General features: G+C 63.0%; 17 protein-coding genes. 6 read left to right on the plus strand and 11 right to left on the minus strand.

The window, feature by feature from the left end:
* Nucleotides 1-428, minus strand: a 428-nt coding sequence (locus tag KGJ62_06010) for a hypothetical protein (GenBank protein ID MDE2126125.1), incomplete at its 3' end; no start/stop codon positions are given.
* A 557-nt stretch (nucleotides 429-985) separates the two neighbouring features.
* Here KGJ62_06010 and KGJ62_06015 point away from each other — a divergent pair.
* Nucleotides 986-2,023, plus strand: a complete 1,038-nt coding sequence (locus KGJ62_06015; GenBank protein MDE2126126.1) for a Gfo/Idh/MocA family oxidoreductase — start codon at nucleotides 986-988, stop codon at nucleotides 2,021-2,023.
* A gap of 42 nt (nucleotides 2,024-2,065) precedes the next feature.
* On the opposite strand, the gene KGJ62_06020 is transcribed toward KGJ62_06015, so the two are convergent.
* From KGJ62_06020 to cax, 9 genes are all read right to left on the minus strand, one after another.
* Nucleotides 2,066-3,052, minus strand: a complete 987-nt coding sequence (locus tag KGJ62_06020; protein MDE2126127.1) for a hydroxyneurosporene methyltransferase — start codon at nucleotides 3,050-3,052, stop codon at nucleotides 2,066-2,068.
* A 129-nt stretch (nucleotides 3,053-3,181) separates the two neighbouring features.
* The gene (locus KGJ62_06025; protein ID MDE2126128.1) at nucleotides 3,182-3,643 is read right to left on the minus strand and encodes a hypothetical protein; all 462 of its coding nucleotides are present in this window, start codon (nucleotides 3,641-3,643) and stop codon (nucleotides 3,182-3,184) included.
* A 14-nt stretch (nucleotides 3,644-3,657) separates the two neighbouring features.
* The gene (locus KGJ62_06030) at nucleotides 3,658-4,116 is read right to left on the minus strand and encodes a hypothetical protein (protein ID MDE2126129.1); all 459 of its coding nucleotides are present in this window, start codon (nucleotides 4,114-4,116) and stop codon (nucleotides 3,658-3,660) included.
* Nucleotides 4,117-4,120: 4 nt separating this feature from the next.
* Nucleotides 4,121-4,753 (minus strand): type II secretion system protein, encoded by a 633-nt coding sequence (locus KGJ62_06035; GenBank protein ID MDE2126130.1) that lies wholly within the window; start codon nucleotides 4,751-4,753, stop codon nucleotides 4,121-4,123.
* Nucleotides 4,754-5,266: 513 nt separating this feature from the next.
* Complete coding sequence (locus KGJ62_06040; GenBank protein MDE2126131.1) at nucleotides 5,267-5,770, minus strand: hypothetical protein; 504 nt, start codon at nucleotides 5,768-5,770, stop codon at nucleotides 5,267-5,269.
* A gap of 125 nt (nucleotides 5,771-5,895) precedes the next feature.
* Nucleotides 5,896-6,936, minus strand: coding sequence for a Gfo/Idh/MocA family oxidoreductase (locus KGJ62_06045; GenBank protein MDE2126132.1), 1,041 nt, complete (start codon nucleotides 6,934-6,936; stop codon nucleotides 5,896-5,898).
* A gap of 152 nt (nucleotides 6,937-7,088) precedes the next feature.
* On the minus strand, nucleotides 7,089-7,937 hold the full coding sequence (locus KGJ62_06050; protein MDE2126133.1) for a DUF92 domain-containing protein: 849 nt from the start codon (nucleotides 7,935-7,937) through the stop codon (nucleotides 7,089-7,091).
* Complete coding sequence (locus KGJ62_06055; protein ID MDE2126134.1) at nucleotides 7,922-8,542, minus strand: DNA-3-methyladenine glycosylase; 621 nt, start codon at nucleotides 8,540-8,542, stop codon at nucleotides 7,922-7,924. The genes KGJ62_06050 and KGJ62_06055 overlap by 16 nt, the downstream gene beginning before the upstream one ends.
* A gap of 122 nt (nucleotides 8,543-8,664) precedes the next feature.
* A complete protein-coding gene (gene cax, locus KGJ62_06060; GenBank protein MDE2126135.1) occupies nucleotides 8,665-9,729 on the minus strand; it encodes a calcium/proton exchanger in 1,065 nt (354 codons plus the stop codon).
* A 99-nt stretch (nucleotides 9,730-9,828) separates the two neighbouring features.
* Between cax and KGJ62_06065 the strand changes: the two genes are divergently transcribed.
* From KGJ62_06065 to KGJ62_06075, 3 genes are all read left to right on the plus strand, one after another.
* Nucleotides 9,829-10,782 carry a DUF111 family protein gene (locus KGJ62_06065; GenBank protein ID MDE2126136.1) on the plus strand — a complete coding sequence of 318 codons (954 nt, stop codon included), beginning with the start codon at nucleotides 9,829-9,831 and terminating at the stop codon, nucleotides 10,780-10,782.
* Nucleotides 10,783-10,894: 112 nt separating this feature from the next.
* On the plus strand, nucleotides 10,895-11,908 hold the full coding sequence (locus KGJ62_06070; GenBank protein ID MDE2126137.1) for an ROK family protein: 1,014 nt from the start codon (nucleotides 10,895-10,897) through the stop codon (nucleotides 11,906-11,908).
* Nucleotides 11,908-12,375: an SRPBCC family protein gene (locus KGJ62_06075; GenBank protein ID MDE2126138.1), complete on the plus strand. Its 468-nt coding sequence runs from the start codon at nucleotides 11,908-11,910 to the stop codon at nucleotides 12,373-12,375. The genes KGJ62_06070 and KGJ62_06075 overlap by 1 nt, the downstream gene beginning before the upstream one ends.
* 28 nt (nucleotides 12,376-12,403) lie before the next feature.
* Here the strand turns inward: KGJ62_06075 and KGJ62_06080 are convergent, their stop codons facing one another.
* Nucleotides 12,404-13,063 carry a hypothetical protein gene (locus tag KGJ62_06080; protein MDE2126139.1) on the minus strand — a complete coding sequence of 220 codons (660 nt, stop codon included), beginning with the start codon at nucleotides 13,061-13,063 and terminating at the stop codon, nucleotides 12,404-12,406.
* Nucleotides 13,064-13,168: 105 nt separating this feature from the next.
* On the opposite strand from KGJ62_06080, the gene KGJ62_06085 reads away from it, so the two are divergent.
* Together KGJ62_06085 and KGJ62_06090 are read left to right on the plus strand one after the other, a co-directional pair.
* On the plus strand, nucleotides 13,169-13,648 hold the full coding sequence (locus tag KGJ62_06085) for a DinB family protein (GenBank protein ID MDE2126140.1): 480 nt from the start codon (nucleotides 13,169-13,171) through the stop codon (nucleotides 13,646-13,648).
* A 298-nt stretch (nucleotides 13,649-13,946) separates the two neighbouring features.
* Entirely contained in the window at nucleotides 13,947-14,717 is a 771-nt protein-coding gene (locus KGJ62_06090) for a 4'-phosphopantetheinyl transferase superfamily protein (GenBank protein ID MDE2126141.1), read from the plus strand.
* Nucleotides 14,718-14,753: the final 36 nt, after the last annotated feature.

Genomic DNA, 14,753 nt, shown 5'->3' on the forward strand with positions numbered 1-14,753 from the left:
GCGGGGTACTCGCCGTTGCGCCGGAGCAGGTCGTTACCTATGGTGTACGCGGCAGTAAAGGTGCTCCCCTGCGTTTCCGTTACCGGCGCGCCGCCGGCGTACTGCGTGGAGGTGGTGGTGCCGGAGGCAGTTCGGCTCACGCGCCGGCCGAGGGCGTCGTAGCCGAAACCGGTCACCGCCGTACCCTGCGTAATCGACTTGAGTTGCCCGTCGTAATCGAAGGCGAGGGTGTATGCCGTACCGGCCAGCGTGCGGCCGGTCTGCTCGCCGTTGGCGTTGTACGAATAGCTGTTCGCGAATCCGCCGCTGGTCGACGTAAGCTCGTCGTCGTTATCCATCGTGAAGCTTGTAGAGGTGCTTCCCACCGTTTCGCCGGTGCGGTTTCCTACCGGATCCACGGTATACGAAATCGAGACCAAAGTGATCATGATCTAACAGACAAAGCCTGTCAAGGATTATACAGACTTTGCTTGAAAATGTTCGCACACACGCGGCATTTAATAACGTTAAGCGAGTTTTTTGGTCCGGAAAGTTCCATTCGGGCGACGTTTTTTGGATTCTTTTTTAGTTTGAGAGCGGAACGGCGCCGCAGTGAGCGCCGGAGCCCGAGCCATCAACTTTTTATCCTTTGGCTTCACTCAGGGCAGGTCCCTCGGCTTAGCTCGGAATGACGACACCAGGATTGGCTGCCGGTGGTCGTGCCGTCGTGCTGTAACCGCCAAACACGCAGCAGGAATATCGGGCCTTCTGGACGTCGGATCCGTGTTTGCGGTTTCATATTGCCAAAAGTCAGATACGTGCGTGGCGCAGCGAGCCTGGAAGTGCGCGACTTCCGCGGCGCGGCCGCCCTCAGCGCCGAAGCACCACGTGGGCAGGAAGCGCAGCAACTGCCGTCGAACCGGAAGCAAGATACGGCAAATCACCGCGGCTGCAAGACCGGCCGCCAGATGCCGCACACAATTCCATGGAGACGAGGACGGGCAGAATGCCGAAGAAGAAGATCCGGGTTGGTGTGATCGGTTGCGGTAGTATCGCGATTCACCGCCATGCGCCCGAATATGCCGCGAACCCGGAGGTCGAACTGGTTGCGTTTGCCGATATCGTGCCGGAGCGTTCGAAAGCCCTGGCAGCGCGGTATGGCGGCAAGGATTTTGCGCGCTGGGAAGATTTGCTGTCGGTGAAAGGACTCGACGCTGTCAGCGTCTGCCTGCCGAACTATCTTCATGCGCCGGTGACAATCGCGGCTCTCAAGGCGGAAAAGCATACGCTGTGTGAAAAGCCGATGGCAACCTCCGACAAGGAGGCCCGGGAGATGATGTCGGCGGCATCGCGCGCCGGCAAGTTCCTGATGATCGGACACAATCAGCGACTGGCTTCGCTGCATGTGAAAGCCAGGGAGTTGGTGGCAGCCGGCGTCATCGGCCGGGTGCTCACTTTCCGCACAGCGTTCTCGCATCCTGGCCCGGAAGGATGGAGCATCGACGGCGCCACGAGCTGGTTTTACGATAAGAAGCGCGCGTTCGTGGGCGCCATGGGTGATCTCGGCGTTCACAAGGCAGACCTCATACGCTGGCTGCTCGGCGAAGAGATCGTTGAGGCGGCCTCGTTCGTAGAGCATCTGCACAAGCCGATGGGGGACGTGGATGACAATGCGGTGTGCCTGCTGCGATCCGCGAGCGGCGCCATTGGCACACTGGTTTGCTCATGGACCCACAATCCGGGCGAAGACAACGCCACCACGCTTTTTGGGAGCCTCGGAATCATGCGCATCGGTTCCGATCCGCGCTTCAGCGTGGTGGTGGAACTGGCGAGTGGCGAGAAGCAGTGCTACGAAACCGGAAAGCTGCAGACGAACGAATCGGGCGGACAGAGCGATTCCGGCGTTATCCGCCAGTTTATCACCGCGATTGCAACCAATACGCCACCGGCGATTGACGGTGAAGAGGGTCGGCGCGCCCTGGCGATCATTCTGGCCTGCCTGGAATCGGCAAAAACCAAACGGTTTGCCGCAGTAAGCATCTGAATACGTGCTCGCCCTGGCCGGCGCGTGTCGATTCGCCAATTCTCAAATCGGCCGGCACTCTACGACGAAGTAACGCGGAGGCTGTTGTGCGGCGGCCAGCACCTCAAGACCGGCGCGGCCGGCAATGGTCTGCAACTCGGTCAAGGTGCGATGCTTGCCGCCGGCCAACACCATTTCCGGAGATAATGGCCGCGATGCCTCGTACGCGTCGATCCCGGCAAGGATGATAACGCGACCGCGTGGCCGCGCCGCCTCAGCGCACCGGGTGAGGATCGCGACGGCCTCCGCATCGGGCCAGTCGTTGATCACGTTCTTCAGGAGATAGAGGTCGGCGCCACCCGGCAGCGGATCGAAGAAGCTTTGCCCGATCGTTGATACCCGGGCCGCCACACCGGCGGAACCGAAAGCCGCCTCCGCGCGCGCAACGGTTCGTGGCAGGTCTACCAGCGTTCCGGTCAATGCCGGATGAACGCGGAGAAGCTCGGCGAGGAAAACGCCGGTACCACCGCCTACATCCACCACCGTGTGAACGCCCTCCCAGCCTCCCTGCGGCTGAAACGCCACGCTGGGGGTACCGTGCCCTATCTGCCCGATCAGGTCATCGAAGCTTGCGGCGAGAGCGGGGTGGGCGTCCAGGTCTTCCCAGAACGGCAGGCCGAACATCTCCGCGTAGCCTGGCGCGCCTGTACGGACGTACGTGGGCATGGTGCCCCACGCATAGGCCATACGGCCGCCGATACCGCCAAGATCCATGCCAATGCGCCGTGCTGGCTCCATCAGCGCTCGTGCGGCTTCGTTCAGGCTGAAGCAGCCGGGTGACGGCTCCTCAAACACGCCTTTGGCAACGAGCCAACTGAGCATTCGGTTGAGCGCTTCGGCGTCGCAGCCCACCGCGCGCGCGATGCCGTCGATCCCGGTGACCCCGCCAGCGATATGCTCAGCGATTCGAAGCGTTACCGCCGTATGAATGCACCACGGCGTACAGAGATCGCCAAGAGCGTCAATATCGGCTGGAGCGTCGTCGGGCACAGGTGCATCCTTAGGTCGGCCGGGGCGCCCGCTCCGACGTCCCGTATAGGCGTGAGCCTTGTCCAGATCACGTCGGCGGTGATGAATAGTACTCCTCCGGGCCCGGATTTCGCTGATCTGGAGTTGAACTTACTGAGATAGCAGCTGCCGATGCAGGCGTGGCAGCAGGAGGGCGAGGATCGCGCCACTCGCTGCTCCGACTGCGGCGAAGAATACGGGGGCGAGGATCACCGTTATGAGGGGCTTGGCCGTTCCGAGATTCCCGTGCGCCGCGTTCAGATTGATAATGATAAGGGTCCATGGCAGGAGGAAGAGGAGCAGCGCGCCAGGATACCAGATCGCGAGCCGGGTCGCCGCGGCCAAGGGGCGCCGTTCGCGCCAGCCGACCGCCGGACCCGCGACGGCGCCAAATAGCGCGCCAATGATGAAATCCTGCGAAATGGCGTACGAGCTGACAAGGCCAGTGAGCACGACGAGGGCGGTGATGCCCGCGCAGACGGCGCCGGAGGTTATTGCGCCAACCACGCTGTCGAGCGCGATCGTTTGCATTCGAAGCCGCACTGTGCCTGTTGCCGGCGGTGGCTCTTTCAACTGTGCTCCTCCGCTTATCCGAGCGCGCCGGAGATCGGGGGAGCGGACTCAATTGCCGCGTCCGTCGCAATAGGGTGCAGCCTCACGATAAGGAGGGCGGTCAATATGCCTGAGGCTATCGCCAGGGCTGCTGCGGCGACGAGCGGGCGGATCCATGCCGCATTGTCCGTGGCCGTGGCGTGATGCCGCCATGCCAGAAATGCCATCCACGCCACCAGGACGAGCAAGTCGGCCCACGAAGCGAGCAATGCGAACTTGAACGGCGCGCACGGCCGCCAGAAGTACGCGACGCCTAAGAGGCCGCCCGAGGCCGAACCGATGCCGGCCGATTGCGCGAACGCGAAGTGGCTGTACACGCCCGCGCCGAACAGCAAGTCGGTAATCGCCAGCCATGCCACGACGCAACATACGGCCCCAGCGGCGGCGGAGGATGCGGCACGGATCAGGCTGCGGCCCGGAACTGCCGCCGCCATACCGCTAAGGCTCCGCCGGCGGCGCGGCCTCGCCCGGTGACCACGCGAGGAGCCACCAGGTCTCGAGCTTTGCATGTGGGTAGTGAATGTTCAAGCTTATCACCGATCCATCCATCTCAAGCCGGAGCGTGCGGCCTGAGTACTCCGGGTAAAGCGAGGGCCACGGTCGGCCGGGAAAGGGCACACCATGCAGTCGGTCGTCAACATAGCCGGCGCGTAGGCCCAGTGATACGAGTTCGGCCCACTGCGCGTCGGTGAACGATCCCGGGAAGTAGTCGTACGATTGCGGCCACTTCCATTGGGCCGGCGGCATGTTATTGCGGCCCCAGTTCCACCACGCATAGTTGCCTGTGAAGTCGTCGGGACACATCAGGATCTTTGGCGATCGCAGGTAACCGGGCATCATCCGCTGGAGATCGACAGGTCGCTGGTTATCATAGTCGCCGAGGTACATGCGAAATGCCAGGTCGATCTGATGGAGGTTCGAGAGGCACACGGCTTGTCGGCCCCGCTCTCGCGCAGCCGACAGCGCCGGGATGAGCACGCCTGCGAGTAACGCTATGATACCGATAACCACGAGCAGCTCCACCAAAGTGAAGCCTCCGCGCCGCCGGATTCCGGTCAATTCAGGTTGCATGGGGGGCAATATAACAGCCCGCGTCGGTACCGTCGCAGCCGGTGGCCGATTGCGCCGCCTGCGGCTCACGCAGGCCGTAGAGGAAAACGATGCCGCAAATCCGCGAGACTCTGAAGCAGACGCCATGGTTATTGCGATGACCCGTATCGGTCCAAGGCACGAACCATTCCGCCGGATCGTTACGGCTCTGGAGTTATACGGTGCGTGCGATCCCGTGACTGCATACGCGAGTATAACCGAATGGACGCACCTCCTCCGACAGCTGTCAACGCGTGCGGCAAAAAAAGGCGGCATACAGCCGACTGGTCCGTCCACCTTACAGCATCGTGCCTGACAGGCAGCCTTGCGGGATGCGAAGCAAGGCGCATTATTCTGCTGCCGCGGCCGCCGACCGCCTTCATGCCGGCCGTGACCAGGGCAGAAATACTGGCAAAGATGACCGTGCGAGTGGCCGAACGGCGAGGCGATTGCCAGCTCGGAGTTGGGCTATGCCGTCAATTCAGAAGCGCCCGTCTACGAGCTCTCTGTTCCGGGCCCGGACGCCGCCGGCGGTTCAGCCGGCGGCTGGAATGCGGGCTTTCGGAACGCAGCCATGATCATTGGAACCAGCAGCCCGGCGAACAGTCCACCAACGGCCAGAGCGGCGATGCAGCTGGCGGCCGATTCGCTGTTGTACGCCATCGTATGGTCGATGCTGGCGTACACAGCGGTCTGGTTATAACTGATCACGGCCAGCGGAACCAGCACGACTGCGGCGGCGACGGCGAATCCAATGGCGGAGACGATGGCCCCCTTTAGCGGGCTGGTTGAGCGGCTGGCCAGAAAGTAGCCGGCCAGCAGCCCGAGGCCGGCGCCGCCGGCAAGCAGCTGGTTGGTGCCCAGAAACTCCGGTACGTTGGCCTTCAGCATTCCCATGGCTGCACCCATGGTAGCGCCGGCCGATATGATTATCCCGGCAACAATGCCGACGAGGAGTGCGGCGGAGCCGGGCGCTCCGCCCGATTTGGTTACTGCCATATTTGGACGACCTTTCACGGGCAAACCCACCTCTCCAAAGCGGGCGGCTGGAGAGGTGAGCGTGCCGCGAACTGCAGCTGCTTCACCGGGCGTGTCGCCACCCGGCGAAGCAGCTCACGCGGAGTTTAGTACCGTACGGTAACCGGCGCCTTCTTGTCGAAGCTCTCGTTAGCGGCCAGCGCCAGCAGCGTGGTTCGTACGCCATCGGCATGCGAACATCGTATGCCGGCGGTATCGCCCGATTTCACGGCATCGATGAACGCGCGATCCTCCACCGGGAAGATATCCTCGGTGCTCGGCAGGTCTTCTTCCCCGCCTTCGCCTTCCCGATAGATCCGGACGCTGTGGCCCCAATCGGTGAATCGCGCACTGTGGTGGCTCGCCCAGATATTCAGGAAGACTCCACCGCCGCCGGCGCCGGCGCCGCAGCAAGACATGATGTTGCCGACAGCGCCCGACTCGAACTTCATGGCAACCACCATCGCGTCTTCCAGGTCGTAAGCCGGAATGATGTTCGGCCGCCTGGTATTCCAGCCATTGGCGCCGTATGCAAACACTTCCTGAACCTCACCCATCAGGTATCTGGCAAGGTCCACCGTGTGGATCACCTGCTCCACAAACTGGCCTCCGCTTCTGCTCTTGATTGGCCACCAGAGGCCAATAGGCTGGCTGGCAAAGTAGTCGCCCTCCTTGCGAAGGGGCGGACCACCGACCCACGCGCCATCCAGCAGCATGCCGGGGTCGTCTTTCAGCAGTCCGCGGACACGGTTGACCGATTTGCGATAGCGGTTCATGAATCCGGCGGAGGTGATCAGTCCGCTTGCCTTTACCTCCTCGGCAAGTTTGCGCAGATCATCGGGATCGATGCCGAGCGGCTTTTCCACCAGGAACGGAACGCCGGCCGCGAGGCAGGCTCGCTCCGGCGCGCCGTGCGCATAGGTGGGAATCATGATGTAGGCCGCATCGAGCTTTTCGGCGGCGAACATTTTGGCCGCGTCGTCGTATGCTGCGCCGCCATACTTCTCTACATACTTTTCGGCGCGCTCCACGATGACATCACAGAACGCCGCCAACTGCACATCTTCAAACTTGGAGAGGCCGGCTTCGTGTGCATGAGATATTCCGCCGCACCCGATAAAGCCGACGCGTAGCTTTCCTTCAGACATAACGGTTCTCGTCCCCCTCGGTGGGTTGTTGTGCCGGGTTCACCCGGAGTTCGCAACTGTTCCCGTTTAGTTTGTGCGCCGGCTTGCCGAACTCCTGCCCGGGCGCAGCGCGTAGATAGCACGCTCGCTGGCATGCATGCCGCACCGTGCGGCTATCCCCAGGGATAGTGCGTTGTAGCAAGTAACAGCCACGCCATAGCCGCACCGGCCAGGCTGGCGGCCAGATTGACGACGTCGTTGGTGACCGGGCGGAATCCATGAACCGGTTTCTGGCCGGCAGCCGCGGGTCCGTCGCGGGGTGCGTAGTCGTCTTCACCCGCATACTGCGCCTGAAGACCTGCTCCGAGGATGCTGTCGGCCATGCTGCCGAGGAAGCCTGCCCACACCACCACCAGGATTTCGCCCGGCTGCAGCCGCCATACGAAGGCGACGCCTGCCGGGATCAACGCAGCGCCGACCAGGCCGGCCAGCGTGCCTGGCGTTGAGACCGCGCCGGATACCCCGGGTGCGACCTTGCGCCACGAAGTCAGCAGGCGCGGAACGCCGCCCAGCAGGCGACCAACCTCAGTGCTCCACGTATCGGCGGTTACGGTGGCCAGCGCCGCAAGATATAGCATCAGTAGCTCGCGGCTTCGGTACCACGGCCACTCATGCGCCTTTGCGGCGAAGAGCACGACGAGCGCAGCCGCCACGCCGCCATTTGCCCATACCTGCCGGGCACGCCGCGGGCCCTTACCGGCATTGCAAACGTTGGCTTTGCCGATCCTGGATAGTATCGTTCCGGTCGCCAGAAACACCAGGAGAGGAATCGCGAATGCAGGGCCACCAATGCCAAACACGATGCAGCCAACGGCAAACGCGGAAGTCGCGCCTCCCACCGTCAGCGCCTTCAGCGCCCATGCGGCAAACGCAACGGCAGCGGAGGCGCATATCGCCACGGCAACCGGCGGCTGATGCAAGAGGAAGGGTATGTGGGCTTCGGGTCTCAACGGCTCACCCACCGATCGCCCTCCAGGGTGTACCGCCATGGTCTTGCAGCAGCCCCCGGGTGACCGATTCCAATGCGGCGCGAGGCGATAACAGCTCCTGTCGAACCGGTCGATCCTGCAGGCGGTGTGATCCAGAGGGATCTCGAATCGCAGAGATCGACGCCGTCGTGCGAACGATCGATCCCCATCGCCTGGCAGAGCCGGCCAGGACCGCAAGCCACCTGCCGCATGAGGTCGGTCCGGCGTCCAGCGCCGGCGTCGCAGCCCTGCATGCCGGTTATGCCACGGCGCGCCGCCATAATCTCCACACCGATCAAAGATTCCACGGAGCGAATCAGCACCGCGCCGGCTGTTCCGTCCAGTCCGGTTACGGCGTTCAGGCAGTGGTGGATGCCGTAGATCAGATAGACGTAGGCCCTGCCGGGTGGCCCGAACATGCTGCCGTTCCTCGCTGTCTTGCCCCGGTAGGCGTGGCTGGCCGGATCATCCGGCATGTAGGCTTCCGTTTCCGATATGCGGCCGCATGTGATTACGCTGCCGGCACGGCTCCAGAGCAGGCCGTTCAAAAGTCTCGGTGCAACCTGTGTGGCATCGGGCAGGTAGAACTCGGCCGGCAGCGCTGCGAAGGATTCCGGAACAGCGATAGCCGGCTGGCGAGATGGTTCAGCGAGTTTCATCCGGTTGGTTTTACGCTTTGGCGGGCCATATCGGCTCAGAGCGGCCAGCCTGCAGTCGCACATTATACGGCGATGTAGTAGAACGCTAGAGCAACGACGACCCAGGTGGCGAGCAGTTGTGCGCCTTCCAGCCAGTGGCTTTTGCCGTCCATCGATATCAAGACGGCGATCACCGCTGAGGCGGTAAGTGCCACGAGCTCAAATGGACTGAACAGAACGGTGATCGGATGTCCCAGTGTGCCGCTCAGCAGTATTATCACCGGTATGGCTAGCATAGCGATCTGGGTACTGGAAGAGACGGCGATGTTCAGGCTGACTTCGATCCGGTTTTGAAGCGCCATCAGGATGGCGGTGCTGTGCTCTGCGGCGTTGCCAATGATCGGGATCACGATCACGCCGATAAAGAGCCGGCTCAGGCGCCATCGCGCAGCCACCGGCTCGATGCCCGCCACCAGCAGCTCGCTCTCCATGGCGATGAACACCGTGGCCGCCGCAAGCGTAAGCGCAGCCATCGAGCGCGGCCACACAGCCGCCTCATGTCTGTTGTTGAGGTCACCGCGAAACAGGTCTTCATGCGTATAGAGCGAGAAAACCAGGCCTCCGATGTACACCAGCAGCAGCACGACCGCGATGCCGGTGCTGAGGTGGGCAACCCGCGGATTGGAGACCAGCTCGCTGATGCCGTGAAGGTTGCGAACGAACAGGGCCGGCACCAGCAGACCTACTACAGCCATACCCAGCATGGTGGCATGCGCCAGGGCTACATCCACGCTGAACCGCTGCACCTTGTGGCGTATTCCGCCAAGAAATACGGAGAGTCCCAGCACCAGCAGGATATTGCCGATGATGGAGCCGATGAGCGACGCCTTCACCACTTCGACTTCGCCGGCATGCACGGCCACCATGGCGAATATGATCTCGGTGGCATTGCCGAATGTCGCCGTCAGTAATCCGCCAACACCCGGTCCATACCGAAGAGCCAGTTCGTTGGTCGCGCGTCCCAAAAAGCCCGCCAGTGGTATAACTGCAAGGCAGGCTGTGGCAAATACCCAGGGTGCGGGAGCGTTCAGCACGTGCAGCGCCAGGCTGATGGGTACAAACACCAGCATGACGGCCATAAGGCGCATCGAGCGATCTCCCAGTGGCCGCAGAATCTTCCGGGCTTTTCGACGTAGGCCGGTGGACTTCCTGCCGCAGCGGCTTCGGAGGGTGCGCGAAAGGCAAGCTTGAAGGCAGCAGTGCTGACGGTGAGTGACCGCTGTTCCAGCGGCGCGATGGAGGATTTGAGCGGAGCCCTGGCAGCCGGGCTGCTGGCCGCGGAAGGCTTCGATCCGGTTTTGCGCGCCTGCGTCGCGGATGATGCGGCCGCGATTGCGGCACAACTGATCGCTTTTTGCGCTGACGATGCCGCGCTGGTTCTCACGACGGGAGGAACGGGCATGGCGCCGCGAGATGTGACGCCTGAAGCCACACGGACGGTGCTGGAACGCGAGGCGCCGGGAGTTGCGGAGCTTCTCCGCTGGCGCGCCATGGCGCAGTTTCCGCGGGCTGTTCTATCACGCGGTCTGGCCGGCACGCGGGGCGGCACGTTGATCGTCAACCTGCCCGGAAGTCCTGGTGGCGTGCAGGATGGCGTCAAGGAGCTTTTACCGCATCTTGGGCATCTGCTTGCGCTGCTCCGCGGCGAGCCAACCGAGCATTCGGCCCCGGAGTCGGCAGACCCGCCAGCCGTGGTGACGCAGCTGGAAGCGAACATCGACGACATGTCGCCGGAGCTTTACGATGTAGCTCTGGAGCGCATCGCCGCGGCGGGCGCGCTTGAGACGTTTCTGACGCCCGTGATCATGAAGAAGTGCCGGCCGGCCGTGCTGCTTACCGCCCTTGCGCCGCCGGAGCGGGCGGCGGCGGTGGCAAAAGCCATCCTGCGGGAAACTACCACATTCGGCGTGCGTTGGTCGGTGCGGCAGCGGTTTGTGCTCCGGCGTTCGTGGAGGACGGTTACCACGCCATACGGGGCTATACGGATCAAGCTGGGCGAAGCGGCAGATGGCAGCATTACAGCTTCGCCGGAGTTCGAGGACGTGAAGGCGGCTGCGGCGGCAACCGGCGCCCCTGCGGCGGCGATATTGCAAGCGGCGACTTCCGCGTATGCTGCCGAAGTGACGGCTGAAGCGCCGTAACGATGGTTTCAGAGCCGACAGGGCGTTTGACAAAGGCTATCGGCTTGGCTATACTCGCGGGGCACTGACATTGACAGGCGCGCGGCGACGGGAGCCGCGGGGAGGGGTGGCGTTGCAGGCCAGAAAAGGCGCGGAGTATGTGGTCGGAGTTGACCTCGGTGGCACCAACGTGCGCGCTGCCGTTCTGGATCGCACCGAGAATACGTTGGGGCGCCAGGAGATGGCATCGGACGCCAAGGCGGGCGTTGAGCGGACTGTTGGGCAGATCGCCGCGTGCATTCAAGGCGCGGTTCGATCCTCCGGACTGGCCCTGGAGCAGATCGGCGCTATCGGCATGGCTGTGCCGGGCCACATCGATTCTCCCGCTGGTGTAATCCGCTGGGCGCCAAACTTCGGCGACAATCTCGGGGGCAGCTACGCCCCCTACAAAAACGTTCCGCTTCGCCGTTTGGTGGAGGAGGCGCTTGGCGTCGCGATGGTTATGGATAACGACGCCAATGTAGCCGCGCTCGGAGAGTTTCGTTTCGGCGCCGGCCGCGGCACGCACCATCTCGTGATGTTCACTCTGGGCACCGGCGTCGGCGGCGGTGTTATCATCGACGGTCTGGTGCTGCGTGGCGCAACGGGTGGCGCCGCCGAAATCGGCCACATCATTATCGCCGACGGTGTTGGCGGCAGCGCCAACGGTGCGCACGGCCGGCTGGAGTCGCTGGCGGGTCGCGACGCGATCATCGAGCGGGCCGCGCTTGCCATGGAATCGGGGCGCGAAACGCTGCTGTGGGAGCATGTGGAGAGCACCGACGCGCTTCAGATCGTACTAACCCCAAAGGCAATCGACGATGCGGCCGAGAAGGGTGACGCGATGGCCGCAGAAGTGATGCGCGAGACCGGCCACTTCGTAGGGCTCGGCATAGCCAGCATGGTGAACGTGTTCAACCCAGACGTGGTGGTGCTTGGCGGGCAGATATCCAACTCCGAGGTTTTGTTTCAGGCGGCGAAGCGAACGGCGCGCGCCAGCGCCGTGGGATCACTGTTCGGCTCCGCGCGGGTAGTCCGCGCCGAACTTGGCGACAATGCCGGCATCATGGGCGCGGCGGAACTTGCGTGGCGTGAGGTCAACGCCTGATGCCGCACATTGATCACTCCGTGGAGATTGAGGCGCCTGTAGCCCATGTTTTCGCCACTGCCCGGGATGTTGAAGCATTTCCGGCCTACATGGCCGACCTGAAGTCCCTCACCGTGATCGAACGTTCGGAGGATGGCGCACGCACCGTCACCGAGTGGGTGGGCATGATCCGCGAATTCAACATGACGGTGAAGTGGGTGCAGGAAGATTTATGGGATGAATCGCGAGGCTGCGATACATTCCGCATGCTGAAGGGTGATATGGACAGCATGTCGGGCAAGTGGCAATTCACGTCGCTTTCACCAAGCCGCACGCGTTTCGATTCCAGCCTGGACTACGAGTACAACGTGCCGCTGATCGGCGCCATGGTAAAGAGCCTCATCCGTAAAAAAATGGCCGAGAACCTGAGCGCGACGATGGAAGCTATTCAGCGCAAGTCCGAGGCGACGCGGCCCGTTATCGAATAGTTGTTGTAGGGCTAGGTTGCGCCGCCAGCTAGAGCAGCGGCGCCTGGCTCAGCGCGGCCGTCGCTCCCGCTTCCAGTTCCGCCGTCGGACGAACCAGTTCATCGCGGTCAGCGCGTTCCAGAGCGCTTCGCGACGGCCGAAGCAGCGTGTGGACGGCATGCACTCCCGGGCGCAGCAGGCTGGTTTGCGGCTCAATCGATGCGATGGCGGCTCGCAATGCGCCGATAAAACCGATACCACGCACAGTCTCAAGGCGGCGAAGAAGCGGCAGCGCTCTGCGGTCGCCCAACTTTCCCAGCGCCTGCACAATCTCCTCGGCAACATCACGCCAACCGGGTCGCTGCGCTTCAACATACTGGTCAAGTGCGCGCATCAACACCGGCACCGCAGTAGGGTCGTTCGCCATTCCAAGCCGCGACGCAGCGTCAATGACGAACGGCCCGTAGTCACCCAGCAATTGCGGTGTCAACTCGCTGACGAGGTCCGAACAGCGCCGCTCGGCACGTTTCTGGGTATGGCGCGTCCACCAGATGACGAGCAAGAGAGCAAGCGCGCCGGCAGCGCCGCCGAGCGCGAACACGGCTGCCAGCAGTAGAAGGCGCCCGGAACCCAGTGCGCCATCCGAAAGGCCGGCAAGCAGACAGGCCGCCACGACCAGGATCGCATTACGGGCAAGAAATCGTCTCAAGCTGGGTGCACTGTTTCCAACGCAGGATTCGGCAGGGCTATAGTATGCTCTTACTTCACCGTCAGGCTGCGAGTTCCTTCATTTGACGCACAAGGAGGCCGACGAATGCCATTTCATCTGAGTGACGTTGTACGGGGCGTGAGGAGTTCGCGCAAATACTTCCTGCGCCATCTTGATGGGCTTACGCCCGCTCAATGGTCATGGAAGCCGTATCCGGCGTGCAAAAGTGTGGTAGAGACGCTGGCGCACCTGGTGACGGACGATTCTGCCTATCTGCAATCGCTGCAAACCGGCGTCGAACCCACGTACGAGGCGCTTGAGGTAGCGGAGCGCGATCCTGGGCGCCTGCTCCAGATGCTGCAGGAATCGCACGAAACGCTCCTTGCCTACATTGAGGAGAAGTACGCCGATGCGCCGCTGGACAGCACCGTAACGGCCTGGGGTTCCCCGCTGCCGTTGGGCAGCGCAGTGGCCCACATTTCGTCGGAAGATTTCTATCACGCTGGTCAGATCGCGTTCATCCGCATGGCTACCGATCCGGACTGGGACTACTATACAGCCGTGTACGGTGAGCATTCCGAATAGCCGGTTCCCCGGAAGCCAAACGGAGTGCACGGAGCCGGGCTGAGCCGGCAGGTGCGGTCATCCGGCGCGCTCAAAGAGCCGGCATGGACGGAGCTCGGAGTGAGACATTCGGCGCCTTTACCTGCGGAGCACGCGGCGCCACGTAGAGTTGAGCTGGGACGGCCGTAGCGTTTTCCCCTGCAGCGTAGTGGGCACGGAAAACGGATGGCGGCATAACGTATCGAGGTCCAGAGGCCACCACCAGGCGGCACGGGCTGTTTCAGACCGTTTCGGTTCAGGAGTTATGGAATTGGCGGCGATGGTTACAACGGAAGCCGACCAGAACGGGGCATGGCGGGTCCCGTCGCCACCCGGGTGGCGCGAAGCCCTCGGTTTCGCGCACGCTCTCGGCGCTGGAACAGGCGCTCGATCCCCGAACCTGACTCTGGCGGCCGCAGTTCAGGCGGTGTGCGGCCTTTTGCCCGGCGCACAGATGCCGGAGCCTGACGAGTTGGCGTGGACCCGGGAGGTTGGCGGGCGGCCCTCGGGAATTCTGTACGGCTCGCTACGGGCATCCTCGATCGCTGCGGGTTACGATCCGGCATGGCTTCAGGTATCTAATACGCACGAACGCGGCATCGAGATGGTGGCAGCTACATTCGATTGCAAAGTGGCTGGGATCGGCATCGACCTTGTCCAACTGAGCCGAATGCGCCGTCATGGGCCGCCGCAGCTCCTTCAAATGGCGCGCCGGTTCATGAGCGCGGACGCCTACGAAGAGTTCACTGTCGGATCCGCGGGCGGCTCCTCGAGCGATGCTCCGGAGCGTGTGGCAGCGGGTTTCGCACTGATGGAAGCCACCTCGAAGGCGCTTGGCGCCGGGCTGCGGATGGGGCTGGGAGTGGGCGGACCGCTAAGCGTGAGGATGCAAAGCATCGGTGTGACGGATCCGTTTGGGGCGTGCTCCATTGCGGTCCTCGGCGATGCTCGTGACCGGCTGGAGTTGTTGGGTTGTGACCAACTTACAGGCGCCTGCTCGAACGATGGTGAACTGGTATGCGCCTGTGTGGCTGCGTGCCGCTCCGGTTGACACCGGCGGTGTCGCGGGCTATACTGCTTGCGCAAT

The sequence above is a fragment of the Armatimonadota bacterium genome (assembly GCA_028871815.1).
Taxonomy (GTDB): domain Bacteria; phylum Armatimonadota; class Chthonomonadetes; order Chthonomonadales; family Chthonomonadaceae; genus REEB205.